We start from the raw sequence: 23,982 nt of genomic DNA, 5'->3' as shown, positions 1-23,982 counted from the left end.
GCGCTGAGCTGCGCAGCAGCCCCACTGGATCTCCAGTGAACACAGCGGGGGGCAAGCCCCCTCACCACAAAAGCCCTCCCACATTTTAAAGCGCTCCAGCGGCGCCTACAGAATTTGAGGTTTTTGAAATGAATGTTTTGATCATTGGCAGCGGTGGCCGTGAACACGCCCTGGCCTGGAAAGTTGCCCAGGACCCACGGGTCCAGAAAGTCTTCGTCGCCCCCGGCAATGCCGGTACCGCCATCGAAGCCAAGTGCGAAAACGTCGCCATCGACGTACTGGCCCTTGAGCAACTGGCCGACTTCGCCGAGAAAAACGTCTCCCTGACCATCGTCGGTCCGGAAGTGCCATTGGTTGCCGGTGTCGTAGACCTGTTCCGCAGCCGCGGCCTGGATTGCTTCGGCCCAACCGCCGGCGCCGCCCAGCTGGAAGGCTCGAAAGCCTTCACCAAGGATTTCCTGGCGCGCCACAAGATCCCGACGGCCGACTACCAGAACTTCACCGAGATCGAGCCCGCCCTGGCCTACCTGCGTGAAAAAGGTGCGCCGATCGTGATCAAGGCCGACGGCCTGGCCGCCGGTAAAGGCGTGATCGTCGCCATGACCCTGCAGGAAGCCGAAGACGCCGTGCGTGACATGCTCGCCGGTAACGCCTTTGGTGACGCGGGTTCGCGCGTCGTCATCGAGGAATTCCTCGACGGCGAAGAAGCCAGCTTTATCGTGATGGTCGACGGCAAGAACGTGCTGCCGATGGCCACCAGCCAGGACCACAAACGCGTCGGCGACGCCGACACTGGCCCGAACACGGGCGGCATGGGTGCCTACTCCCCTGCCCCGGTGGTGACCGCCGACGTGCACCAGCGCGTGATGGACCTGGTGATCTGGCCGACCGTGCGCGGCATGGCCGATGAAGGCAATGTGTACACCGGCTTCCTCTACGCCGGACTGATGATCGACAAAGCCGGTAACCCGAAAGTCATCGAGTTCAACTGCCGCTTCGGCGACCCGGAAACCCAGCCGGTGATGCTGCGCCTGCAATCGAGCCTGGTGCTGCTGGTGGAAGCCGCGCTGGCCCAGGCCCTGGACAAGGTTGAAGCGCAGTGGGATCCACGTCCGAGCGTCGGCATTGTGCTGGCCGCCGGTGGCTACCCGGCCGACTACGCCAAGGGCGATGTGATTGAAGGCCTGGACGCGGCGGCCACCTTGGAAGGCAAGGTGTTCCATGCGGGCACCGCGCTCAAGGACGGCAAGGTCGTGACCGCCGGAGGCCGTGTGCTGTGCGCCACCGCCATGGGTGCCAGCGTCGACGCCGCACAGCAACAGGCGTACAAGCTGGCCGCAAAAATCGACTGGCAAGGCTGCTTCTACCGCACGGACATCGGCTACCGCGCCATTGCCCGTGAACGTGGCGAAAGCCAGTAACGCTAGCTATCCGTTCGGTTAGGCAAGGGCTTCTGGCCCTTGCCGTATACAGGCCTCCCCGCGCATAGTTAACCGTGCATCAACCTACGAAGGGATTTCGCCGTGCGCTGGCTCAGGATCGCCATAGGTTTTACTGTCAGTCTGCTGACGCTGCTCTGCCTGTTCCCGGCCCAGGCCGCCGCGCAAGGCAGTGGCTGGGCAGTATTGCTTGATGAACAGGCCGACCTGCAGCTGAGCGACATCCGTTCCTCGCGCTACACCAATCAATTCAGCCCCATCGAACTGGACCGCATTACCGCCGCGGAACCGGACGGTGCGTTGTGGGTACGTTTCAAGCTGCAACCCGGCAAGCACGAGCAGGTGCTGCGGGTATTCGCCCCGGACCTGGCGCACCTGAGCCTCTATGTGCTGGACGGCGACACCCTGATCGAGCAACAAAGCAGCGGTAACCGCCAGCCCCAGGCGGAACGCCCGCTGCCCAGCAACGACTTCATGCTGCCGATGCCCCAGAGCCAACAGACCCTCGACGTCTACCTGCGCCTGGTTTCCGAGCACGAACTGCGCCCCTATATCACCCTGGAACCGGCCGTGCTGGCCGCCGCCGACCAGACCCAGACATTGATCTACGGCCTGCTGTTCGGCTGCCTGCTGATGCTGATCCTGCACAACCTCACGCGCTTCGCTTACCACCGCTCGCGCAGCAGCCTGTGGCTGGCGGCCTGCGAACTGCTGCTGATGCTCAGCCTGGCGCTGCTGCTCAACCTGGTAGGCCCATGGCTGCCGAACTGGCACGCGGTCCAGACCCCGGGCGCCTACCTGGCCCTGCTGCTGACAGCGCCCTGCGGGCTGATGTTTGCCTATCGCTTCTTCATGCCCCTGGGTCCGCACCCGCTGAACAAGCTGTTGATGGCCGACATCCTGTTTATCGTGCTGTGCGGCCTGCTGCTGTTGTTCGTCAGTACCCTGCCGCTGAACATCATCACCTACGCGCTGGTGGCCCTGGCGGGCCTGAGCATGCTGTTTGTCTCGGCGTATCACTGGCAGAAAGGCTATCGCCCGGCGCGCTTGTTCGTGGCGGGCATGGTGGTGTTCAACATCGGCACGCTGATCATTCTCCCGGCGTTGCTGGGGCTGACGATGGTGTCGCCCCAGGGGTTGATCGTCACATTGCTGGCCTTCATCTGCCTGAGCGGCCTGTTGATAAGCCTGGCCCTGGGCGAGCGCCAGCGCGCGATTGTCGAGGCCCGCTTCAGCCTCAGCCGCGACCTGGCCGCCAGCAATGCCGAGATCGCCGCCAAGGCCGAATTCCTGGCCAAGATCAGCCACGAAATCCGCACCCCCATGAACGGCGTGCTGGGCATGACCGAACTGCTGCTGGGCACGCCACTGTCGGTGAAACAGCGTGACTACGTGCAAACCATCCACAGCGCCGGTAACGAGCTGCTGACATTGATCAACGAGATCCTCGACATCTCCAAGCTCGAATCCGGGCAGATCGAGCTGGATGACGTGCAATTCGACCTCAATGCGCTGATCGAAGACTGCCTGAGCATCTTCCGCGCCAAGGCCGAGCAGCAGAACGTCGAGTTGATCAGCTTCATCCAGCCACAGGTGCCCCGCGTCATCAGCGGCGATCCGACCCGCCTGCGCCAGGCGCTGTTGAGCCTGCTGGAAAACGCCCTGCACAAAACCGACGAAGGCGAAGTGCTGATCGTCGTCGCCCTGGATGACCGCAGCACCAAGCCGCGCCTGCGCATTGCCGTGCAGGACAGCGGCCTGCCAATGGAAGCCGCTGAACGCGAGGCCCTGCTGCACAGCGAACTGCACAGCAAGAACTTCCTCTCGGCCACCCGCTTGAGCGGCCACCTGGGCCTGGTGATCGCGCGCCAGCTGATCCTGTTGATGAACGGTGAGTTCGGCATCAAGAGCGGCAGCCATCAGGGCAGCACGTTATGGCTGACCCTGCCGCTGGACCCGGAACGCCTGGAACACCCCACCTCCGACCTCGACGGCCCGCTCAAAGGCGCGCGCGTGCTGGTGGTGGACGACAACGATACGTGCCGCAAAGTGTTGGTGCAGCAATGCTCGGCCTGGGGCCTGAATGTCAGCGCCGTGCCGTCGGGTAAAGAGGCCTTGGCCTTGCTGCGCACCAAGGCGCACCTGCGCGATTACTTCGATGTGGTGCTGCTGGACCAGAACATGCCCGGCATGACCGGCATGCAACTGGCGGCGAAGATCAAGGAAGACCCGAGCCTGAACCACGACATCCTGCTGATCATGCTCACCGGCATCAGCAATGCGCCGAGCAAGATCATCGCGCGTAACTGCGGGATCAAGCGCATCCTCGCCAAGCCGGTTGCCGGTTACACCCTCAAGACCACCCTGGCCGACGAGTTGACCCAACGCAGCAAAGGTGGTGTGCAGCCCCGTCCGCCCCTCAGCGTCCCGGCGGCGGTGACCGTGCCCAGCGACTTCAGGATCCTGGTGGCCGAAGACAACAGCATCTCCACCAAAGTGATTCGCGGCATGCTCGGCAAGCTCAACCTCGACCCGGATACCGCCAGCAACGGTGAGGAAGCCCTCGAGGCGATGAAGGCCCAGCGTTATGACCTGGTGTTGATGGACTGTGAGATGCCGGTTCTCGATGGTTTCTCGGCTACCCAGCAACTGCGGGCGTGGGAAGTCAGCCACCAGCGCATTCGCACACCCGTGGTAGCGCTCACGGCGCATATCCTCTCGGAGCACAAAGAACGCGCACGCCAGGCGGGGATGGACGGGCACATGGCCAAGCCGGTGGAGTTATCACAATTGCGTGAGCTGGTGGAGTTCTGGGTGGCGCAGCGTCAACAACGGCCTGAACACGCCCCGTCCTGACTTTAAATGCAATTCCAATGTGGGTGGGGGCTTGCTTCAGTCAAGAGCGAACACTGTAACTGACTGGCATTAGGGCGAGCCCCCTCCCACATTTGATCTCTGGCGCCTGATAGACTCTCCACACTTTCCCCGCCTGCGAGCCCCCCCATGCTCCACGTGTTATTCAGCGTTTACCTGAAGATGCTGGTGCTCTACAGCCCGTTCTTCGTGCTGTCCTGCTTTATCAGCCTGACCCGTGGTTATTCGAGCAAAGAGCGGCGGCGCCTGGCCTGGAAAGTAGCGCTGGCAACCCTGGTGTCGAGCGTGTTGCTCTACCTGTTCGGCCGGGTGATCTTCAGCGTGTTCGGCATCACCGTGGATGCCTTTCGCATCGGCGCCGGCAGTGTGCTGTTTATCTCCGCCCTGGGCATGGCCCAGGGCAAGTCGGCCGTGCAGACCGACAATGTGCAGCAGGACGTGACCATCGTGCCGCTGACCATTCCCCTCACGGTCGGCCCCGGCACCATCGGTGCGCTGTTGGTCATGGGCGTCAGCCAACCGCACTGGGATGACAAGATCACGGCCATCCTCAGCATCGCCCTGGCCAGCCTCACGGTCGGTGTGGTGCTGTACCTGTCCAACCGTATCGAACGGATTCTCGGTGACCAGGGCCTGCAGATTGTCAGTCGGTTGATGGGATTGTTCGTGTGTGCCCTCGCCGCGCAAATCATCTTTACCGGGGTGCGCGGCTACCTGGTGCCTTAGATCCGGTATTTGGCAATCGCCGACTGCACCTTGTCGCCCGCGCTCTCGCGCATCAGTTGGAGGGTTTTTTCGTTGACCATCGAGGTATTCAGCACCAGGCAGGTCTGCCCGCTGAAGGCCTCGAACGAGGAACTGTCCCACTCCAGAAACGGCAGCCCAACCTGTTTGTTCACGCCTTGGGTGCTGTACGTCACCAGCACCATCATCAATTCGCCGTCGGTTTCGGCGCAGGATGCCAGGCCGAAATCACCGCCCTGGTGCACCGTACTGTTGCGCTTGAACAGTTCGAAAGAACTCGGTTGCTGCTTCAGTGCCTCCAGCGCATCGGCCGCCAGTTTCGGCAGCGCCGTAACCAGCGGTCCCGAAACCGACACCCCCGCCAGTATCGCGGTGATGATATTCAACGCCGCCAGTTGCACGGTCAGGCCCTTGCCCGACTGTGAGACCCGCTCGAAACTGCTGCGCACCGGTAGCCAGCCCAGGCTGATCATCACCTTGATAAATTCGTCGTACCAGGCCTCGGTACCTCGCTGGATTTTCAATACATCGCTGACGTAGCCGCTGGCCAGCAGATAGCTTTTGCGGATGTATTCCCGGTTCAACCCGGACAGCCCCTCGGCAAACGAAATCACGCTGTTGTTGACTACCGCCGCGTTGCAGTCGTCCTCCGTGTCGAGCGGCAATGAGGGCTGCGCACCTCGCGCCCTCGGCAATGTGTAGCGCGCAATCAACTTGCGCCGTTTTGTGTTGTTGATCCTTCTGTGATGTCGCTCCATTTCAGTTCTCCACAAACACCCCGGCTCGGGGCTTGTGTCCACACTAGTCCAGTCAGCGGCGGCTCTTCCATGCCACAAACATCGCTTGCCGGCACGCGGCAAAAAACGCTGCCCAGCAATGACAGGGCGCCCCTCGGGGCCTTCCGGCTTTCGTCACTCAAAAAAGAAAAAGCCCCGAGCAACAGCAGGTGATCACCCATTGTCATTCGGAGCTTTCGTGCAGCCACCCAAGCGTTTTCAGGAGGCAGGCTTTGCACCGTACCAGCGCGGCGTGTACACCCATTCACCGCCATCGGCGCGAGGGAATGTGCAGGTAGTGGATGAGCCGACCAGCACCATGGTGCGCATGTCCACCTGGTCTGGCGTGAGTTGCCCGAGGGTGGTGACGCGCAGGGTCTGGCCGGGGCGACCGATATCGCGACCCAGCACCACCGGGGTCTCAGGCGTGCGGTGTTGCGCGACTATTTCCAGGGCGCGCCCCAGCTGCCAAGGCCGCGAACGCGAAATCGGGTTGTAGAACGCCAGGGCCAGGTCGGCCTGGGACGCGAGGTCCAGGCGCTTTTCGATGATCGACCAGGGCTTGAGGTTGTCCGACAGCGACATCACGCAAAAGTCGTGGCCCAACGGCGCGCCGGCCTGGGCCGCGGTGGCCAGGGAGGCCGAAACCCCCGGCAGGATTTCCAGGTCGACCTGATGCCACGCCGGATCGCCGGACTCGTGCAACGCCTCGATCACCGCCGCCGCCATGGCGAAGACGCCCGGGTCGCCGGACGACACCACCACCACCGAACGCCCCTGGGCGGCCAGCTCGAAGGCGTGGCGGGCGCGCTGCATCTCTTCGCGGTTATCGGTGCAATGCTGTACCTGATCGTCACGGAACGGCCCGGCCATGCGCACATAGGTTTCATAGCCCAGCACATCGGTGCAGCGCGCCAGTTCGGCCTTGACCGCCGGCACCATCAGCTCGGCGGCGCCAGGGCCCAGGCCAATCACGGCAAGGCGGCCACGGCGGCGGCCGACCTGGGCCAGGTCCAGCGGTTGGTCAGCCACCTCGATGACAATATCGGCAGCCTGGGTAACGCCGCCAAAGCGCAGCGGCACGCCCAACGCCGACGCGGCTTCGTGCAACGACGGGTCAGCCATCTGCGTATCGCTGGCCAACAGGCACGCCAGGGATTGCACGGCAATGCCCGCCTCGTGCAAGGCCGCGCGCACACGCTCGGCCAACTGCGCAGCCGGCTTGCAGGTCACGCACACCGTCTTCGGATAGATCAGCAACTCGTTGGCGGAAGGCACACGCTCGGCACTGCCCACGTGAATGGCTAGATGCGCTTGCTGGTCCTGGGGCAAATTCGCCTGGTCCAACCACGGCGCCGCGCCTTCGATGCGCACGCTTTCGCCGGCCAGCAGGTCGGACACGAAGCGCTTGCCCAGCTCCAGGTCCGCCAGCTCATAACCCGCAGGCGGGTTGAGCAGGCAGGTGCCGAAACGCAACTCGCCACTGGTGGTGATCGCCGCAGTGACACCCAGCGCCGCCGCGATGTCCCGTGCCATGACGTTCACCCCGCCAAGACCACCGAGCAACGGCACCACGGCGCTGCCATCTTCCGCCACGGCCAGCACGGCGGGTTCTTCGCCTTTCTCCAGCAGCAGCGGCGCCAGGGTGCGGATCACGATGCCGGCGGCACACAGGGCGATCAGCGGCGTGCCCTGCTGGTAGAGCTGACGCAGGGTCGCGCCGAATTCGCCGTAAGGCTGGTCCGCCCCCTCAACCCGCCCGGCCAGGCCGTGGATCAGTGCCCCAGGGTAAACCTGCTGGATCCTGCGCGCGGTGGCCAGGCTGCCCTGGCCCAGAATGACAATCGCCGGGTTCATCAACCTTGCCACCTTTCACCCGGCACGATGATCAGCGAGAAGTACGGCGAAGACATCGGCTCCACCTGGTCCAGCGCCACGATTTTCTGGTTGGCCATGGTCGCGCGCTCCACATACAGCGCGCGCTCGGCCAGGCCAAGTTCTTCGAGTACCTGGCGCACCTTGGGGAAGTTGCGCCCCAGCTTCATGATCACCGCCGCGTCAGCATCCGCCAGGCGGCGCTTGAGGTCTTCGTGGGGCAATACGCCCGACAGCACCGACAGGCTCTGGTTGCGATACACCAACGGCGCGCCCAGCACCGAGGCGCCGCCAAGCATCGAGCACACACCGGGGATAACCTGGGCTTCGTAGCGCTCGGCCAAGCGGTCATGCAAATACATATAGGAGCCGTAGAAGAACGGATCGCCTTCACAGATCACCGCCACGTCGCGACCGGCGTCCAGGTGCACAGCCACCTCGACACTGGCGGTGTCGTAGAAGTCGCTGATCACTTGTTCATAGGACAACGGCGCCGGCAGCGCTTCGGTGGTTACCGGGTACACCAGCGGCATCAGGGTTTGTTGCGGCACCAGGTGGTCTTCGATGATGCCGAAGGCGTTACCCTTCTTGCCCTTGGCCACGAAATAGGCCACCACCGGCGATTCGCGCAGCAGGCGCAGGGCCTTGAGGGTAATCAGTTCCGGGTCGCCGGGGCCGACGCCCAGGCCGATCAAACGTCCGCGTGCCGGCATTATTCGACCTCCGTGGCGAGCGCATTCACCGCCGCCGCGGCCATGGCACTGCCGCCCAGGCGGCCCTGCATGATCACGAACGGTACGCCACGGCTGTCCGCCGCCAGCATCGCCTTGGATTCGGCAGCGCCGACAAAGCCGACCGGGAAGCCGAGGATCAACGCCGGTTTCGGTGCCCCCGCGTCAAGCATTTCCAGCAGGTAGAACAACGCGGTCGGCGCGTTGCCGATTACCACCACGCTACCTTCCAGGTGCGGACGCCACAGCTCCAGGGCCGCAGCGGAGCGGGTATTGCCCAGCTCCCGCGCCAACTCCGGCACGCTGTCGTCGCGCAGGGTGCAGATCACCGGGTTGTTGGCGGGCAGGCGCGCACGGGTCACGCCTTCGGAGACCATCCGCGCATCACACAGAATCGGCGCGCCAGCGGCCAGCGCATCGCGCCCGGCCTTACCCGCACCTTCGGAGAACTGCAGGCCGTCGATGGCCTCGACCATGCCGCAGGCATGGATCACCCGCACCGCGAGTTTCTCCAGGTCGGCCGGGATACGCTCCAACTTGGCTTCCGCGCGAATAATGGCGAAGGAGTTGCGATAGATCTCCTGACCGTCGCGGATGTAATCAATCATCGGTGTTGCTCCGTGGGTGAGCGCGCAGCAAGGCGCCCGCCGCTTCAATGGAAAGGGTGCGTGCGCGCAGCCGGCCGAAACCGGGGTGGGCTGCATCGCGAAAATACAGGTCGTAGTGGCCGGGGCTCACCGCCAGCAAGGTGACCGGCGCGATATGTGCGGCGGCGCAGGAACGTGGGCAGCCGGACAGGTGCACGTCATGGCCGGGATGCAGCGCGGCCAAGTGCACGGCGTCGGCCTTGGTGTCGGCGAGGGCTTTGGCGCAGCCGCTGGAACCGGTGCAGGCGATCACGCGGGCCAAGGGTTGGTCGACGGTGCAGAGGAAGCCCAGTTGCGCCAGCCGTTGGGTCACGGCGTGAGGTTTTTCGACGTTGGGCAGTAACACACCTTGCCAGGGGGTGAAGCGCAAGGTGCCGTCGCCATATTCGCTGGCGAGCTGCGCCACGCCTGTGAGCATCGTCGAATCCAGGCGCCCCAAGGGTGCGATGACCGCGACGTAGAATTGATTGCTTTGAGCCTGTGGATAACTCCCGAGGTGCAGCAAAGCGCCGCTGGGCGGGCGTTTGAAGCCATCGGCCGGCAGCAGCGGCAGGCTGAGGCGGCTCAACAACTTATCCACAGCCAGGTGGCGCATGCGGGTTTGTTCCGGGGTGGCGAGGTCAAGAAACGCCTCCAGCACTGCCACCACCAACCCATGACCCTGTGCCAACGGCACGGCGGCCAACGGTGCATCCAATCCTGGACAACCTGCCAGGCCGAACGCGAGGAGTGTCTCGCCATTGCGTACGAACGCCGACAGCCACAGATCATGATGATGCTCGAGCATCGCCAGGGCCTCACCGCCATCCAGTTGCACGGCGAACTTGGCCGACAGCTCATGGAAACGCGGACGGTTTTGCAGGGTGGCGAGGATCTGCTCGGCCAGCGGCCGGGTGTCGAACAGCATCTGCGGGTCGATACCGGCGCTGGGGCTGAGCATCAGGTTGCGCACGTCATCGCCAGCGGCGTTACTCGGGCCCAGATCGGCGGCCAGCAGCATGGCGATCAAGGCGTCTTGCTCGGCACCGATCCCACGTATCTGCAGGTTGGCGCGGTTGGTCGCCTCGATCACCCCGCCCGCATAGGCCTGGGCCGCGTCCGCCACGGCACGGGCCTGGGCGGCGCTGATCGAGCCACCGGCCAGTTTGATCCGGCAGATGCCGCCATCCAACGCCTGGACGATACGCAGCAACCCCGGACAAGCCGAGGGGCGCAAGGTATTCACAGCGGGCGTTGGGTTCACGGGGCTACCGGTTGACGGGTAAAGGCGCGGTATTATGCCTGCTTTGTCCGGCGGCATGAAAAGCCTGCCCGTCGGATGTCGCTCAAGGAATTGATATGTCGCCCTGGCTGACGGTTGTAGGCATCGGTGAAGACGGCTTCAAGGGGCTGGGCAGGAATGCCCGGCATGCCCTGTTGCGCGCTTCGCGGATTATAGGTGGCCAGCGCCAGTTGGACCTGTTGCCGGTGTGTATTCGCGGTGAGCGCCAGGTGTGGCCGAGCCCGTTCTCCCTGGAACCGGTACTGGCGCGGCGTGACGAGCCTGTGTGCGTGCTGGCCAGTGGTGACCCGATGTTTTATGGCGTGGGGGCCAGCCTGGCGCGACAGGTGGCGGTTGAAGAACTGCTGGTTTTACCGGCGCCGTCGTCGGTGTCGTTGGCGGCGGCGCGGCTGGGCTGGCCGTTGCAGGAGGTGGTGACGCTGTCCGTAGTGGCACGGCCAGTGGCGGCGATCAATGCGCATCTGGCCACAGGTGTGCGTTTATTGGTACTGAGTAATGACGGCGGCAGTCCCGCGTTGATTGCTTCGTTGTTGGCTGAATCCGGGTTCGGGCCCAGCCGATTGACAGTATTTGAACACCTGGGCAGCGCGAATGAGCGGCGCATCGACGGTTTGGCTACGGATTGGCAGCACGCCTGTGTCGCCGATTTGAACCTGGTCGCCATCGACTGCCTGGCCTCCAGCGACACACCACGTCTGTCGCGCCTCGCTGGCTTGCCCGATTCCGCCTTCCAGCACGACGGCCAACTGACCAAACGCGATGTGCGCGCCATGACCCTCGCCCGCCTCGCCCCGATGCCCGGCGAACTGCTGTGGGACGTGGGTGCGGGCAGCGGCTCCATCGGTATCGAATGGATGCGCGCCCATCCGAGCTGCCGCGCATTGGCAATTGAAGCAGACGAAGGCCGCCAGGGCCTTATTGAGCACAACCGCGACGCCCTCGGCGTGCCCGGTTTGCAGTTGATTCGTGGCAAAGCCCCGGAAGCGTTGCACGGCCTTACAGCTCCCGACGCCATCTTCATCGGCGGCGGCGTCACCCGCGACGGTGTGCTCGACACCTGTTGGCAACACCTGCGCCCCGGCGGTCGGTTGGTGGCCAATGCCGTCACCCTGCAAAGTGAAATGACCTTGATGAACTGGCGCGCGGCGCATGGCGGCGAACTGACGCGCATCCACGTCGCTCAGGCCCAGCCGCTGGGTGAATTCGATACGTGGCGGCAGGCGCTTCCAATCACCCTGCTGGAAGTGGTCAAGCCGCGATGAAACGCATCCTGCTGCTGGGCGGTGTGACCGAAGCGCTGGCTATCGCGCGCACCTTGGGGCCGGAGCATATCTACAGCCTGGCGGGTGTGGGGCGTGTGCCTACCGATCTCACCTGCCAAGTGCGTGTCGGCGGTTATGGCGGCGCCGAAGGGTTGGCGCAGTTTGTTCGCGACGAACAGATCAACCTGATCCTCGACGCGACCCATCCGTATGCGGCGCAGATCAGCCGCAATGCCGCCGAGGCTGCACGGTTGGGCGGTGTGCCGTGTTGGGCATTGCGCCGACCGGCGTGGCAGCCGCAGGCCGGCGATGACTGGCGGGAGGTCAGTGACTGGGCTGAGTTGATCGACGCCTTGAAACCCTTCAAGCGTCCGCTGTTCACCTTGGGTCGCGAGCCATTGCAGCATCTCGACGAAATCCCCGCCGAGCAGTTCTGGACGTTGCGCGCGCTGGATGTGTATCCGGGCAATGAGCGGTGTGAAGTGATCGGCGCGCGCGGGCCGTTTCTGATCGAAGACGAACGCGCGCTGTTTGAACGGCGGGGGATTGATGTGCTGATCAGCAAGAACAGTGGCAGCACCGCCACTGAGCCGAAGCTGGAAGTGGCGCGGGAACGGGGCGTGCCGGTGTTGGTGTTGAAGCGGCCGGTGTTGGCGGCGGTGGATCGGGAGTTCGCCACAGTGGCGGCGGTCTTACAGGCAATCCAATCTCCCTGAACAACGCAGTTCAAATGTGGGAGGGGGCTTGCTCCCGATGGCAGTGTGTCAGTCACTGATTTATTGGCTGAACTACTGCAATCGGGAGCAAGCCCCCTCCCACATTTTGAACTGCGTTGTTAGCTGCTCGCGGCGGACACCTGCCCAACGCCGCCGTGTACCCGATCAGCCAACAACTGCGCCAGTTCGATCAACTGAGCAACGCCAAGCAATTCCTCGCGTTTCGGACCTTCCAGGTCAAACGCCAGATCGCAACTCAGCGCGTTGGCCGAGGCAAGTGTTTCGCTGAGGTTGACCAGCAGGTCTTCGGTGCTGATGCCATCGGCCACGGTGAAGAGCCGAACGGGGGGATTTGGGGTGGGTTTGATCATTGTGAAGCTCCTTAGAAAGGTGGAGCTGCCACTGATTCGCCGCGACGCGATAGGGTGGCAGCTGTACGCAGGTTCGCGGACCGGTCTAAGGCATCCCGGCATACCCGAAGGTATCCCGCGCACAGCCACCATTTAGCCGCACAGTAGACGATAAAAAAGCATCAACTGAAAGCAGGCGATAGCGCTTTTGCTCTTAGAAAACCCGGGCCGCGACGCCCGTCCGCCGCGTTGGCAGCGGTGCACGGAGACTAGAGATCAAGCGTCCTAGGGACAACCTCAAAGGCTTGTCGGAAATTTCTTTTTAGACGAATAGCCAACCGGACATCCATCTATCAGGCTTGACCGTCGAAAGGCGAATGCCCCTACAAATACTTCCGAACAAGCTGGCTGGCTCAGCCAAAAGCCCCCGCCCTAACCTCCCCCCTCGCGGTTTCGCGTCAGCCATCCGCGAGGGGGACGCCTGCTTTTTGCAGCGCGTCGAAACTTGCCAACATGTATCCCAAGGAATACGATCCGAGATGATTCACTTCAAGAGACTGATGAGTTTCAGGAATGGCTTTATTCGCTACGCAGTAAACCCGTCCATGGACGTGTGCTTACAAGATTGGACAACGCAAGAATGGGCAATTTTGGAGACTGCGAAAACGTCGGAAATGGCGTATCCGAAATGCGCATCCACTATGGTCCTGGATACCGGGTGTACTTCAAGCGTATAGGTGAGGTGGTTTATCTACTGTTGATAGGTGGCGATAAATCAACGCAAAAACGCGACATCGAGCGAGCTAAAGAAATTGCCGAAGAATTTGAGAAAAAGGAGTGACCCATGACTCAATTTAAAGATTTCGACATAGCCGAGCATCTGACGACTCCTGAGGACATGGCGGAGTATCTCGAAGCTTCTTTCGAAGAGGATTCTGGTGACGGATTGCTGATTCGTTCAGCGCTCAACAACATCGCCCGCGCCCAAGGCATGACCCAAATTGCTCGCGACGCCGGCCTCGGAAGAGAAAGTCTATACAAAGCCCTCTCCAGCAATGGCAATCCCGAGTTCGCGACTATCATGAAAGTCATGAAGGCGTTGGGCCTCAAGCTTCACGCTACAGCGATCTGATAGCACTGCGACACCAAACCACACCACCACTTTTTACTTATCCCCCCCGATCAGGCTAAATACCCGCCTGATCGTTTAACCCTACGGATTGTCCGCCATGGCCCGTCAACGCGTTGCAATTGCCTGGATCGCCTGCCTTGCAGTGCTGTTCAACGCCTTTGCCATGCCAATGGCCAGCGCGATACAGCAGTCCAAGGACCCCGTGCAGCAATTACTGTGGGGCAGTTTCTGTTCGTCCAATGGCGCCAGCCTGAAGACCATTGCCCTGGGCAAGCTGGAGATTCCGGCGCCGCAGCCGGACGATCATTCCACCATGCAGCATTGCTGGTGTTGCTCGGGCTCGGCGCCGTTGGTGGCGTTGCCGGGGCATGTGCCGCAGTTGTATCTCACGCGATTCGAGACGGTACAGCGTCAACCACACACCCCATTGCAAACCCCAACCCCGCGCCAGCAATGGCCGAGCCTTAACCCCCGCGCCTCTCCAACGGTCTGATCTTCTTCGCAAGTGAACTGCGTTTAGAACCGTTCTGGAGAACTGCCATGCTTAAATCTTCCCTGCTTCTGGCTGCGTTGCTGCTGCCGGTGTTCAGTGCTGCCAATGCCGAAGACTACAAGGCCGGCGACCTGCTGGTCAGCGATCCCTGGTCCCAGGAATTGCCGCCCAACGCGCCCACCGTCGCCGCGTATTTCGTGATTCATAACACCGGTGCGACACCGGATCGCCTGCTCAGTGTCGACACGCCAGTGGCCGATAAGGCCGAGCTGCATGAGCATGTGATGCAGGGCGACTTGATGAAGATGCAGCAAGTCCCCAGCGTTGCCGTACCGGCCAAGGGTGACTTGACCTTCGCGCCCATGGCGTATCACGTCATGTTGCTGGGCCTCAAGGACCGCAGCCTGCTGGCCGATGGCAAGCAATTCCCGCTGACCCTGACCTTTGAAAAAGCCGGCAAGGTCGAGGTGGAAGTCTCGGTACAGAAAGTACCGCCGATGGTCGGCCACGAGCACAAGCACCCTCAATAGACTGACTCCAGATGGGCGCCCCTCGCGCCAGGCTATCCCCACACCGCCGCGTGAAGCGCGGCAGTTGGATCAGCCTGTTCGCCATGCTGATGATCTTTATCGGTCCGCTGATTTCCCAAGCGATGCCGATGGATCATCACGCCGGTATGTCGATGAACATGTCCATGGACATGCCCGGCGACCACGGCGACGCCCATCACAAGAAAGCCCCTGACGAACACCACGCGCTCTGGTCCAAGTGCGGCTATTGCGACTTGCTCTACAGTTGCCCGGCCCTGCCCGGCAGCGTGTCATTCACGGCCATCGGTACCCCGCCGCCGGCCAATGCCCTTACCCCCGCACCGCGCCTGGGCCATGCCCGGCAGAGCATCTTCCCCGGCGCCCGCAGCCGCGCCCCGCCCATCGCCTCGTAAGCCCCTGCCACCGTTACTTCACCCCGGCCGACTTTAGACAGACAGCCGCAGGCTGCTGGCCGTGTTGTTTACGATTGATTGATGGAATTTGTCATGTCCAGGTTTACTGCTGACTCCCGTTTGGGAAGCACCTCTGTGCTCGCTGCCCTATGCGGCGCCCTGCTCGTTCCCTACGCCCAGGCCGATGAACACGCCGAGCATGAGCTGACGCCCACCGTGATCACCGCCATTGCGCCCAGCTCGCCGCTGACCGTGGTCACCAACCCCAAGGACCCTCGCCAACCGGTGCCCGCCAGCGACGGCGGCGACTACCTCAAGACCATCCCCGGCTTTGCCCTGGTACGCAACGGCGGCACCAATGGCGACCCGGTGCTGCGCGGCATGTTCGGCTCGCGCCTGAACATTCTCACCAACGGCAGCATGATGCTCGGCGCCTGCCCCGGCAGGATGGATGCGCCGACCTCGTACATTTCGCCGGAAACCTACGACAAGCTCACCGTGATCAAGGGCCCGCAAACCGTACTCTGGGGCCCCGGTGCTTCAGCCGGCACCATCCTGTTCGAGCGCGAACCGGAACACTTCGGTGAACTCGGCACGCGGCTCAACGCGAGTGTGCTGGCAGGCTCCAACGGGCGCTTCGACCAGGTCATCGATGCCGCCGCCGGTGGGCCGCTGGGCTATGTTCGGGTGATCGGCAACCAGGCCCATGCCGATGACTACAAGGACGGCAACAACGACACCGTCGCCTCGCGCTACGACAAATGGAATGGCGACGTCGCCGTCGGCTTCACCCCGGATGCCGACACCCTGCTGGAGCTCACCGCCGGCCGTGGCGACGGCGAAGCGCGTTACGCCGGGCGCGGCATGGACGGTTCGCAGTTCCTGCGCGAAAGCCTGGGCCTGCGCTTCGAGAAATCGAATATCGGCGAAGTGCTGGATAAGGTCGAAGCCCAGGTCTACTACAACTATGCCGACCACGTGATGGACAACTACAGCCTGCGCACGCCCTCGGGCACCGGGATGATGGCCGGGCCCATGGCCTCCAACGTCGACCGCCGCACCCTCGGCGCGCGCATCAAGGCCACCTGGCGCTGGGCCGATGTGCAACTGATCAGCGGCCTGGATGCGCAGACCAACGAACACCGCCAACGCAGCAGCATGGGCATCGACACCTACAAGGATTTGCCCAAGGTCAAGGACGCCAACTTCCACAACTACGGCGTATTCGGCGAGCTGACCTGGTACGCCGCCGACCATGACCGCCTGATCACCGGTGCGCGCCTGGACCGCGCCTCGGCCAAGGACTTCCGGCAAACCACCGGCTCCGGGATGAGTGCACGCGCCAACCCGACCGCCGACGACACCCGCGCCGACACCCTGCCCTCGGGCTTTATGCGCTACGAGCACGACCTGGCCGACAGCCCGACCACGCTCTATGCCGGCCTGGGCCACTCGGAACGCTTCCCGGATTACTGGGAGCTGTTCTCGCCCAACACCGGCGCAGTCGGTTCGGTCAACGCCTTCGATGGCGTGAAACCGGAGAAAACCACCCAACTCGACTTCGGCGCGCAATACAAAGCCGACGACCTGGAAGCCTGGGCGTCGGGCTACGTCGGCCAGGTGCGTGATTTCATCCTGTTCGATTACCGGGCGGGGATGATGGGCACCACCTCCCAGGCGCGCAATGTGGACGCACGCATCATGGGCGGTGAAGTGGGCGCGGCCTACAAGCTAACCCCCAATTGGAAAGCCGACGCCACCCTCGCCTACGCCTGGGGCAAGAACAGCAGCGACGGCAAGGCCCTGCCGCAAATGCCGCCGTTGGACGCACGCTTCGGCCTGACCTACAGCGAAGACGACTGGAGTGCCGGCGCGTTGTGGCGGGTAGTGGCGGCGCAGAACCGCATCGACCAGAACAAGGGCAATGTGGTCGGCAAGGACTACGACAAGAACGGCGGCTTTGGCGTGTTCTCGGTCAATGGCGCGTATCGCATCAACAAGAATTTCAAGGTCAGCACCGGCGTCGACAACCTGTTCGGCAAGGCCTACGCCGAACACCTGAACCTGGCCGGCAACGCCGGATTCGGCTACCCGGCCAACGATCCGCAGGCCATCAAGGAGCCGGGGCGGACCCTTTGGACCAAGGTCGACATGAGCTTCTAAAAGCATCGGGGGCGCCCCCCTTCCCACATAGGAACGCACTCCAAATGTGGGAGGGGCGGTGCGACGATTCGACTTGCCCCCGATAGCGGCCTGATCAACGACAAAAAATTCAAGCTTTGCGGAGCATCCCCGATGACCACTCAAAAAGTTTCCTTCTACAACCTGGCCTGGCGCTGGCACTTCTACGCCGGCCTCTTCGTCGCCCCCTTCATGGTGCTGCTGGCCCTGACCGGCATCATCTACCTGTTCAAACCCCAGCTCGATCCGCTGATGTACGGCGACCTGCTCAAGGTGCAAAGCGCCGAGCACGCCTTGAGCGCCGACGAGCAATTGCAACGCGCCCAGGCGGCCTTTCCCCAGGGCAAGATCAGCAAATACCTGCCACCCGCCGACGCCACCAGCAGCGCGCAGTTCGTGATGCACGACGGCGGGCGCGAAGTGACGGTGTTCGTCGACCCCTATCGCGGCACCGTACTCGGTGAGCAGGATGCGAAAAACAACCTGCAAGCCATCGCCCGCGCCCTGCACGGCGAGCTGATGATCGGCACCGTCGGCGATCGCCTGATTGAACTCGCCGCCGGCTGGGGCGTGATGCTGGTGGTGTCCGGCCTGTACCTGTGGTGGCCGCGCGGCAAAACGTCGGCCGGCGTGTTGTGGCCGCGCTTCACAACCCGTGGCCGCGTGTTCTGGCGTGACCTGCATGCCGTCGCCGGCTTCTGGGGCGCGGCGTTTCTGCTGGTGATGCTGCTCAGCGGCATGACCTGGACCGGCTTCTGGGGCAAGCAATACGCCGACCTCTGGAACACTTTCCCGGCGGCGATGTGGAACAACGTGCCGCAGTCCGATCAGCAGGCGCGAGTACTCAATACCGCAACGCAACAGACAGTGCCCTGGGCGATGGAAAACACGCCGATACCGATGTCCGGCGACCATGCCGAACACATGAACCACGGCGCCATGCACGCTGCTCCCGCCGCGCCCACGGTGCGCCTGCAACAGGTGGTGGACCTGGCCACGGCACGCAAGGTCGAGCCCGGCTACAGCATCACTTTCCCCACCACCGCCGAAGGCGTGTTCACCGTCGCGGTGTTCGCCGACGACCCGCGCAACGACGCCACCCTGCATGTGGACCAGTACACCGGCAAGGTCCTCGCCGATGTGCGCTGGGCGCACTACAACACCGTGGCACGGGCCACCGAGACCGGCGTGATGCTGCACGAAGGCAAGATGTTCGGCTGGGTGAACCAGCTGATCGTGCTGCTGATCTGCCTGATGATCCTGCTCAGCGCGGTGAGTGGCATGGTGATCTGGTGGAAGCGCCGGCCCCAGGGCGGCCTGGGTGTTCCGCCGTTGCGTCATGACCTGCCGAAGTGGAAAACCGCGATGGTGATCATGCTCGCGCTGGCGCTCCTGTTCCCGCTGGTGGGCGCCTCATTGATCGCGGTCTGGGCGCTGGATCGCCTGGTGTTGTCACGGTTGTTCAGCCAACGTGAATCCACCTCAGGTTCGCTATGAAGTAGGCGAGATGCCCTACATAGAGGCGTTAGGTAGTCTTACGCGGGCTTTCGCCAAAGACGCAGGAAGTGTTAACTTATAACACTTGCTGCATACCTCAGCTCGCCGCGCCCAGCGGCGAGCACCGCCTCGAAGAAGCGATTTTCCGCCCAATGAACAAGTACCTAGTGTCCGGCCTGTGCCTGCTCGCCCTGCATGACAGCGCCCAGGCCCTGACCCTGCCCGCCAGCCCGGTGACCGCAGCGGCCGTGGATGACCAACACGTCGACCTGAACACGCCGACCACCGCAGGCTCGCGCCTGAATCTCAGCGCGCTGCAAACCCCGGGCAGTGTCGAAAGCCAGACCGGTACGCAGATCCGCGAGCGTGGCGACGCCAGCGTGCAGGACGCCATTTCCCGTGCCACCGGCATCAGCCGCACCGGCACACCGGGCGATGGCGGCACCTCGCTGTCGGCCCGTGGTTTTACCGGCCAGGGCTCGGTGATGCAACTGTACGACGGCACCCGCATGTACATGGGCATGGGCACCTCGACCTTCCCGGTGGACACCTGGGCGGTGGAACGCGTAGACGTTTTGCGCGGCCCGGCCTCGGTGCTGTACGGCGAAGGCGCCACCGGTGCGGTGATCAATACCGTGCCGAAAAAAACCTTCGAAGGCGAGATCGAAAACCACCTCCGCCTCGGCTACGGCGCCTACGATCGCCAGCAACAAGCTCTGGACAGCGGCGGCTCGCTGACCGACACCCTGAGCTATCGCCTGAACCTCAACCGCCTGCGCAGCCACGGCTTTATCGACCATGGCGACTCCAGCAGCGACTTCGTCAGCGGCGCCCTGCGCTGGCAGGCGGCGGACAACCTGAGCTTCACCCTGGCCAGCGACTATGGCGACCAGCGCCCGCAGAACTACTTCGGCACGCCGCTGATCAATGGCCAGTTGCACAAGGGCCTGCGCCACAAGAACTACAACGTCAGCAACGACACCCAGCACTACAACGACCAGTGGACGCGCCTGACCAGCGAGTGGCAGATCAATGACAACGTCAGTGCCACCAATGAACTGTTCTACCTGAAGAACCAGCGCCGCTGGCAGAACGCCGAGAACTACAACGTCACCAACGGGCAACTGACCCGCAGCGGCAACTTCGGCATCAAGCACAACCAGGAACAGGTCGGCGATCGCCAGACCTTCACCTTCAAGCACAGCCTGTTCGGCCTCGACAGCCAGACCGTGACGGGCGTGGAATACAACCGCATCCGTTTCCGCCTGGCCAGCAACTCACCGTTCAACGACGTGCTGCCCGGCGGCCAGCCGGTGGATATCAACGATCCGGCGCCCGCTCGGTTCGACAGCCAGAACCCGTTCAAACCGCTGTTCGCCACCACCACCAAAACCGTTGCCGGTTTCGCCGAAAACCGCCTGCAACTCACCGACCAACTGGCGCTGGTCACCGGCATCCGCCGCGACTACGCCCACGTCGAGCGCGATGATTTACGTGACGCCAGCCAAAGCGACAAGACCCTCACCGGCAATAACTGGAAGGCTGGCCTGGTCTACGCAATCACCCCCGACACCTCGGTCTACAGCCAGTACGCCACCAGCACCGACGGGGTCGGCGGCCTGATTTCCCTGAGCCCTGGCCAGCAGCAGTTCGACCTCTCCACCGCCAGGCAAACCGAGATCGGCCTCAAGCAGGCCTTCTGGGATCAACGCGGCGAATGGACAGTGGCGGCCTACCATATCGTCAAGAAGAAACTGCTCACCGACGTCCCTGGCAACCCGGACCTCAAGCAGCAAGTCGGCCAGCAATCCTCCAGCGGCCTGGAAGCCAGCCTCGACCTGCAACTGCCGCACGCCTGGGCGCTGCAAGCCAACGCAGCCATCGTGCGGGCGCAGTACGACGACTTCAAACAGGCTGTCGACGGCGTACAAGTGTCCCGCGACGGCAACCGCCCGGTGGACGTGCCACGCCGCACCGCCAACCTGTGGCTGAGCAAGGCCCTGAGCGACGACATCCGCGCCGGTGCCGGAGTGCGCTATGTCGATGCACGGTATGCCGACATGGCCAACCAGAACGAGCTGCCGAGCTACACCGTGGTCGATGCCACGCTGTCGTGGAAGGCGATGCGCAACACCACCCTGGGCCTGCAACTGAACAACCTGTTCGACCGCACCTACGCGGTCAGCCAGTACAACGACGGCCAGCAATGGATCCTCGGTGAACCGCGCTCGTTTTTCGTCACGGCGGACTACACCTTCTAACTGACCAAAACACCGTTAGATCCCTGCAGGCCTTGAGAGACTTGATGACTTCACTCACCCTCACCCGCATCAACTGGGCCCCGGCGAACCACAGCCAACACCCGTTCCAACTGCGTGACGCCGGCCTTCACGTCGCTGCGGGGGAGTTCGTCGGGCTGATCGGCCCCAACGGCAGCGGCAAGACCAGCCTGTTGCGCTGCGCCTATCGGTTCACCCAGCCGGAACGCGGCGACGTATTGCTCGCCCATCGGAACCTGTGGAAGCAAGGCGCCAAGTGGTGTGCGCAACGTATCGCCGTGGTGTTGCAGGAGTTCCCGGATGCCTTTGGCCTGCGAGTCGATGAAGTGGTCGCCATGGGCCGCACGCCCCACAAGGGCCTGTTCGACAGCGACACCCTGGAGGATCGGCAGCTGGTGCAACAGGCGCTGGTATCGGTGGGCATGCAGGGCTTTGAAGCGCATGCCTTCGCCACCCTCTCGGGCGGTGAAAAACAGCGCGTCATCCTCGCCCGCGCCCTGGCCCAGCAACCGCAATTGCTGATCCTCGACGAGCCGACCAACCACCTCGATCCACGCTACCAGCTTGAGCTGTTGAGGCTGGTCAAGCGCCTGGGTATCGGCACCCTGGCCAGCATCCACGACCTCAACCTGGCCGCCGCTTTTTGTGATCGGCTCTACGTGATCGACCACGGGCGCATCGTCGCCAGCGGCACGCCTCACCAGGTGCTGACCACTGAACTGCTGCGCGATGTGTTCGGCGTCGAGGCGCTGATCGACACTCATCCCCTGGCCGACTATCCCCGCATCACCTGGATAACCCAACCATGATCCTGCGCGCCTTCGCCCTTGTGGCCCTGCTGTTCGGTGCTTCACCAGCCTTCGCTGAAGCCACCCATTACCCGGTCACCGTCAAAAGCTGCAACCGCGACGTGACCTTCCAGGAGGCGCCGAAGCATGCGGTGAGCCATGACATCAATATGACCCAGATGATGCTCGCCCTGGGCCTCAAACCGCGGATGGCCGGCTATAGCGGCATCACCGGCTGGAAGTCGGTCACCCCGGACATGGCCCGGACCCTCGATGGCCTGCCGGAGCTGGCGAGCAAGTACCCGTCGGTGGAAACCCTGCTCAATGCCAATGTGGATTTCTTCTTTGCCGGCTGGGACTACGGCATGCGCGTGGGCGGCGACCTGACGCCGAACACCCTGCAGCCGCTGGGGATCAACGTCTACGAGCTGACCGAGTCGTGCGCCTTCGTGATGAAGCGCCCGGCCGCGACCCTGGACGACACCTATAACGACCTGCGCAACCTGGGCAGGATCTTCGACGTGCAGGACCGCGCCAATGCCTTGATCGCACAGATGCAGGCACAGGTCGCCGAGGTGCAGACAGACCTGCCCGCCGACAAGCCGCGCGTGTTCCTCTACGACAGCGGTGAAGACCGCGCCATGACCTCCGGCCGCCTCGGTATGCCCCAGGCGCTGATCGACGCAGCCGGCGGGCGCAACATCCTCGATGACGTCGACGCCAGTTGGACCCGCGTCAACTGGGAGACCGTGGTCGAGCGCAATCCACAGGTGATCGTGATCGTCGACTACAGCGAAGTCACCGCCGATCAAAAACAGCAGTTCCTGCTCAACAACCCGGCGCTGCAAGGGGTGGACGCGATCAGGAACCAGCGCTTTATCGTGATCCCGTATGTACAAGCCACGCCGGGCATCGATAACGTGCTGGCGGTGGAAACCCTGGCCAAGGGGCTCCACGGCGAATGATCACCCGTCGTTACCCCCTGCTGCTTGCCGCCCTGGGCGCATTGCTGCTGGTGTCCTGCGTGATATCCCTGGGCTTCGGCCCGGCGCGGGTACCAGCGGACGTGGTGTGGCGCATCCTGCTGTACAAGGTCTTCGGCATCGGCGAAGTGAGTTGGTCGGCCGGGCAGGTACCTATCGTCTGGCTGATCCGCGTGCCGCGCATGCTGCTGGGGGCGTTGGTGGGGGCCGGGCTGGCGTTGATCGGTGCGGTGTTGCAGGCGGTCACGCGTAATCCGCTGGCCGATCCGCACCTGCTGGGTGTCACTTCCGGCGCGACCCTGGGCGCGGTGATCGTGGTGCTGCATGTAGGTGAAATCATCGGCTTGCTGACCTTGCCCATCGCCGCCTTTATCGGCGCCCTGTCGAGCATGATCGTGGTGCTCGCGGTAGCCAGTCGCAATGGCCGGCTGGAGAGTGATCGCCTGTTGCTGTGCGGCGTGGCAGTGTCGTTCGTGATGATGGCGGCGGCCAATCTGCTGCTGTTCATGGGCGACCATCGCGCCGCCTCGGCGGTGATGTTCTGGATGCTCGGCGGCCTCGGCCTGGCACGCTGGGAACTGCTGGCGATTCCGGGCGCCAGCGTAGTGCTCGGGCTGCTGGTGCTGGTGGGCATGGCCCGCCCGTTGAACGCGCTGATGGCCGGCGAACAGACCGCCGTGACCCTTGGCCTGAACGCCCGCAATGTACGGCTGAAGGTGTTCCTGGTCGCCTCGTTGATGACCGGCGTGCTGGTGTCCATCAGCGGCTCCATCGGCTTTGTCGGGCTGATGGTGCCGCACATCGCCCGGCGCCTGGTGGGCGCCGAGCATCGTCGGTTGCTGCCAGTGTGTGCATTGCTGGGCAGCCTGTTCCTGGTCTGGGTCGATGTGGCGGCGCGCACCTTGATCGCCCCCGAAGACCTGCCGATCGGCGTGGCCACGGCGGCGATCGGCGGCCTGTTCTTCATCGGCCTGATGCGCAAGCGCTGAC

The 23,982-nt window shown here is 63.3% G+C and carries 22 protein-coding genes; 16 read left to right on the top strand and 6 right to left on the bottom strand.

The window, feature by feature from the left end:
• The first annotated feature begins 128 nt into the window (after positions 1-128).
• The 3 genes from purD (at position 129) to Q8X51_RS22495 (ending at position 5,039) form a co-directional block, all read left to right on the top strand.
• Positions 129-1,421 (top strand): phosphoribosylamine--glycine ligase, encoded by a 1,293-nt coding sequence (gene purD, locus Q8X51_RS22505; protein ID WP_065925564.1) that lies wholly within the window; start codon positions 129-131, stop codon positions 1,419-1,421.
• Between the two features lie 102 nt (positions 1,422-1,523).
• A complete protein-coding gene (locus Q8X51_RS22500; protein WP_407693607.1) occupies positions 1,524-4,295 on the top strand; it encodes a hybrid sensor histidine kinase/response regulator in 2,772 nt (923 codons plus the stop codon).
• Positions 4,296-4,442: 147 nt separating this feature from the next.
• Positions 4,443-5,039 (top strand): MarC family protein, encoded by a 597-nt coding sequence (locus Q8X51_RS22495; RefSeq protein ID WP_003217330.1) that lies wholly within the window; start codon positions 4,443-4,445, stop codon positions 5,037-5,039.
• Here Q8X51_RS22495 and Q8X51_RS22490 read toward each other — a convergent pair.
• The 5 genes from Q8X51_RS22490 to cobG form a co-directional block, all read right to left on the bottom strand.
• Positions 5,036-5,815 (bottom strand): hypothetical protein, encoded by a 780-nt coding sequence (locus Q8X51_RS22490; RefSeq protein WP_065925566.1) that lies wholly within the window; start codon positions 5,813-5,815, stop codon positions 5,036-5,038. The genes Q8X51_RS22495 and Q8X51_RS22490 overlap by 4 nt on opposite strands.
• A 237-nt stretch (positions 5,816-6,052) precedes the next feature.
• Positions 6,053-7,690: a precorrin-3B C(17)-methyltransferase gene (gene cobJ, locus Q8X51_RS22485; RefSeq protein WP_407693606.1), complete on the bottom strand. Its 1,638-nt coding sequence runs from the start codon at positions 7,688-7,690 to the stop codon at positions 6,053-6,055.
• Positions 7,690-8,421, bottom strand: a complete 732-nt coding sequence (locus Q8X51_RS22480) for a precorrin-2 C(20)-methyltransferase (RefSeq protein ID WP_065925568.1) — start codon at positions 8,419-8,421, stop codon at positions 7,690-7,692. The genes cobJ and Q8X51_RS22480 overlap by 1 nt, the downstream gene beginning before the upstream one ends.
• On the bottom strand, positions 8,421-9,047 hold the full coding sequence (locus Q8X51_RS22475) for a precorrin-8X methylmutase (RefSeq protein WP_065925569.1): 627 nt from the start codon (positions 9,045-9,047) through the stop codon (positions 8,421-8,423). Before Q8X51_RS22475 ends, Q8X51_RS22480 begins: the two co-directional genes overlap by 1 nt.
• A complete protein-coding gene (cobG, locus tag Q8X51_RS22470; RefSeq protein WP_407693605.1) occupies positions 9,040-10,386 on the bottom strand; it encodes a precorrin-3B synthase in 1,347 nt (448 codons plus the stop codon). The genes Q8X51_RS22475 and cobG overlap by 8 nt, the downstream gene beginning before the upstream one ends.
• A 38-nt stretch (positions 10,387-10,424) precedes the next feature.
• On the opposite strand from cobG, the gene cbiE reads away from it, so the two are divergent.
• Positions 10,425-11,630: a precorrin-6y C5,15-methyltransferase (decarboxylating) subunit CbiE gene (cbiE, locus tag Q8X51_RS22465; RefSeq protein ID WP_407693604.1), complete on the top strand. Its 1,206-nt coding sequence runs from the start codon at positions 10,425-10,427 to the stop codon at positions 11,628-11,630.
• A complete protein-coding gene (locus Q8X51_RS22460) occupies positions 11,627-12,346 on the top strand; it encodes a cobalt-precorrin-6A reductase (protein ID WP_407693603.1) in 720 nt (239 codons plus the stop codon). The genes cbiE and Q8X51_RS22460 overlap by 4 nt, the downstream gene beginning before the upstream one ends.
• A 119-nt stretch (positions 12,347-12,465) precedes the next feature.
• Here the strand turns inward: Q8X51_RS22460 and Q8X51_RS22455 are convergent, their stop codons facing one another.
• A complete protein-coding gene (locus Q8X51_RS22455; RefSeq protein ID WP_115486364.1) occupies positions 12,466-12,717 on the bottom strand; it encodes a DUF6124 family protein in 252 nt (83 codons plus the stop codon).
• A gap of 484 nt (positions 12,718-13,201) precedes the next feature.
• Here Q8X51_RS22455 and Q8X51_RS22450 point away from each other — a divergent pair, with 484 nt between their 5' ends.
• From Q8X51_RS22450 to Q8X51_RS22400, 11 genes are all read left to right on the top strand, one after another.
• Positions 13,202-13,537: a type II toxin-antitoxin system RelE/ParE family toxin gene (locus Q8X51_RS22450; protein WP_407693602.1), complete on the top strand. Its 336-nt coding sequence runs from the start codon at positions 13,202-13,204 to the stop codon at positions 13,535-13,537.
• Positions 13,538-13,540: 3 nt separating this feature from the next.
• Positions 13,541-13,828, top strand: a complete 288-nt coding sequence (locus Q8X51_RS22445; RefSeq protein ID WP_065925575.1) for an addiction module antidote protein — start codon at positions 13,541-13,543, stop codon at positions 13,826-13,828.
• A 97-nt stretch (positions 13,829-13,925) separates the two neighbouring features.
• Entirely contained in the window at positions 13,926-14,321 is a 396-nt protein-coding gene (locus Q8X51_RS22440; RefSeq protein WP_407693601.1) for a DUF2946 domain-containing protein, read from the top strand.
• A 47-nt stretch (positions 14,322-14,368) separates the two neighbouring features.
• Positions 14,369-14,851, top strand: coding sequence for a copper chaperone PCu(A)C (locus tag Q8X51_RS22435; protein ID WP_074848636.1), 483 nt, complete (start codon positions 14,369-14,371; stop codon positions 14,849-14,851).
• A gap of 11 nt (positions 14,852-14,862) precedes the next feature.
• Complete coding sequence (locus Q8X51_RS22430) at positions 14,863-15,264, top strand: DUF2946 domain-containing protein (protein WP_108573609.1); 402 nt, start codon at positions 14,863-14,865, stop codon at positions 15,262-15,264.
• Positions 15,265-15,357: 93 nt separating this feature from the next.
• A complete protein-coding gene (locus Q8X51_RS22425) occupies positions 15,358-17,427 on the top strand; it encodes a TonB-dependent copper receptor (RefSeq protein ID WP_407693600.1) in 2,070 nt (689 codons plus the stop codon).
• A gap of 132 nt (positions 17,428-17,559) precedes the next feature.
• Positions 17,560-18,942, top strand: coding sequence for a PepSY-associated TM helix domain-containing protein (locus tag Q8X51_RS22420; protein ID WP_407693599.1), 1,383 nt, complete (start codon positions 17,560-17,562; stop codon positions 18,940-18,942).
• A gap of 152 nt (positions 18,943-19,094) precedes the next feature.
• Positions 19,095-21,203, top strand: a complete 2,109-nt coding sequence (locus tag Q8X51_RS22415) for a TonB-dependent receptor (protein ID WP_407693598.1) — start codon at positions 19,095-19,097, stop codon at positions 21,201-21,203.
• Positions 21,204-21,247: 44 nt separating this feature from the next.
• Entirely contained in the window at positions 21,248-22,030 is a 783-nt protein-coding gene (locus Q8X51_RS22410; protein WP_137211594.1) for an ABC transporter ATP-binding protein, read from the top strand.
• A complete protein-coding gene (locus Q8X51_RS22405) occupies positions 22,027-22,974 on the top strand; it encodes an ABC transporter substrate-binding protein (protein ID WP_065947154.1) in 948 nt (315 codons plus the stop codon). The genes Q8X51_RS22410 and Q8X51_RS22405 overlap by 4 nt, the downstream gene beginning before the upstream one ends.
• Positions 22,971-23,981 (top strand): FecCD family ABC transporter permease, encoded by a 1,011-nt coding sequence (locus tag Q8X51_RS22400; RefSeq protein WP_074848624.1) that lies wholly within the window; start codon positions 22,971-22,973, stop codon positions 23,979-23,981. Before Q8X51_RS22405 ends, Q8X51_RS22400 begins: the two co-directional genes overlap by 4 nt.
• Position 23,982: the final 1 nt, after the last annotated feature.

It is taken from the genome of Pseudomonas sp. Yb2C2, assembly GCF_052112325.1.
GTDB lineage: Bacteria > Pseudomonadota > Gammaproteobacteria > Pseudomonadales > Pseudomonadaceae > Aquipseudomonas > Aquipseudomonas marginalis.
The sequence above is the reverse complement of the archived record's forward strand: the minus strand, read 5'-3'. Positions and strand labels throughout refer to the sequence as shown.

Excerpts from the sequence above, each read along its gene's own strand:
- purD (WP_065925564.1), top strand. The coding sequence starts at position 129 with ATGAATGTTTTGATCATTGGCAGCGGTGGCCGTGAACACGCCCTGGCC.
- Q8X51_RS22495 (WP_003217330.1), top strand. The coding sequence starts at position 4,443 with ATGCTCCACGTGTTATTCAGCGTTTACCTGAAGATGCTGGTGCTCTAC.
- Q8X51_RS22490 (WP_065925566.1), bottom strand. The coding sequence starts at position 5,815 with ATGGAGCGACATCACAGAAGGATCAACAACACAAAACGGCGCAAGTTG.
- cobJ (WP_407693606.1), bottom strand. The coding sequence starts at position 7,690 with ATGAACCCGGCGATTGTCATTCTGGGCCAGGGCAGCCTGGCCACCGCG.
- Q8X51_RS22480 (WP_065925568.1), bottom strand. The coding sequence starts at position 8,421 with ATGCCGGCACGCGGACGTTTGATCGGCCTGGGCGTCGGCCCCGGCGAC.
- Q8X51_RS22475 (WP_065925569.1), bottom strand. The coding sequence starts at position 9,047 with ATGATTGATTACATCCGCGACGGTCAGGAGATCTATCGCAACTCCTTC.
- cobG (WP_407693605.1), bottom strand. The coding sequence starts at position 10,386 with ATGCCGCCGGACAAAGCAGGCATAATACCGCGCCTTTACCCGTCAACC.
- cbiE (WP_407693604.1), top strand. The coding sequence starts at position 10,425 with ATGTCGCCCTGGCTGACGGTTGTAGGCATCGGTGAAGACGGCTTCAAG.
- Q8X51_RS22460 (WP_407693603.1), top strand. The coding sequence starts at position 11,627 with ATGAAACGCATCCTGCTGCTGGGCGGTGTGACCGAAGCGCTGGCTATC.
- Q8X51_RS22455 (WP_115486364.1), bottom strand. The coding sequence starts at position 12,717 with ATGATCAAACCCACCCCAAATCCCCCCGTTCGGCTCTTCACCGTGGCC.
- Q8X51_RS22445 (WP_065925575.1), top strand. The coding sequence starts at position 13,541 with ATGACTCAATTTAAAGATTTCGACATAGCCGAGCATCTGACGACTCCT.
- Q8X51_RS22440 (WP_407693601.1), top strand. The coding sequence starts at position 13,926 with ATGGCCCGTCAACGCGTTGCAATTGCCTGGATCGCCTGCCTTGCAGTG.
- Q8X51_RS22435 (WP_074848636.1), top strand. The coding sequence starts at position 14,369 with ATGCTTAAATCTTCCCTGCTTCTGGCTGCGTTGCTGCTGCCGGTGTTC.
- Q8X51_RS22430 (WP_108573609.1), top strand. The coding sequence starts at position 14,863 with ATGGGCGCCCCTCGCGCCAGGCTATCCCCACACCGCCGCGTGAAGCGC.
- Q8X51_RS22425 (WP_407693600.1), top strand. The coding sequence starts at position 15,358 with ATGTCCAGGTTTACTGCTGACTCCCGTTTGGGAAGCACCTCTGTGCTC.
- Q8X51_RS22420 (WP_407693599.1), top strand. The coding sequence starts at position 17,560 with ATGACCACTCAAAAAGTTTCCTTCTACAACCTGGCCTGGCGCTGGCAC.
- Q8X51_RS22415 (WP_407693598.1), top strand. The coding sequence starts at position 19,095 with ATGAACAAGTACCTAGTGTCCGGCCTGTGCCTGCTCGCCCTGCATGAC.
- Q8X51_RS22410 (WP_137211594.1), top strand. The coding sequence starts at position 21,248 with ATGACTTCACTCACCCTCACCCGCATCAACTGGGCCCCGGCGAACCAC.
- Q8X51_RS22405 (WP_065947154.1), top strand. The coding sequence starts at position 22,027 with ATGATCCTGCGCGCCTTCGCCCTTGTGGCCCTGCTGTTCGGTGCTTCA.
- Q8X51_RS22400 (WP_074848624.1), top strand. The coding sequence starts at position 22,971 with ATGATCACCCGTCGTTACCCCCTGCTGCTTGCCGCCCTGGGCGCATTG.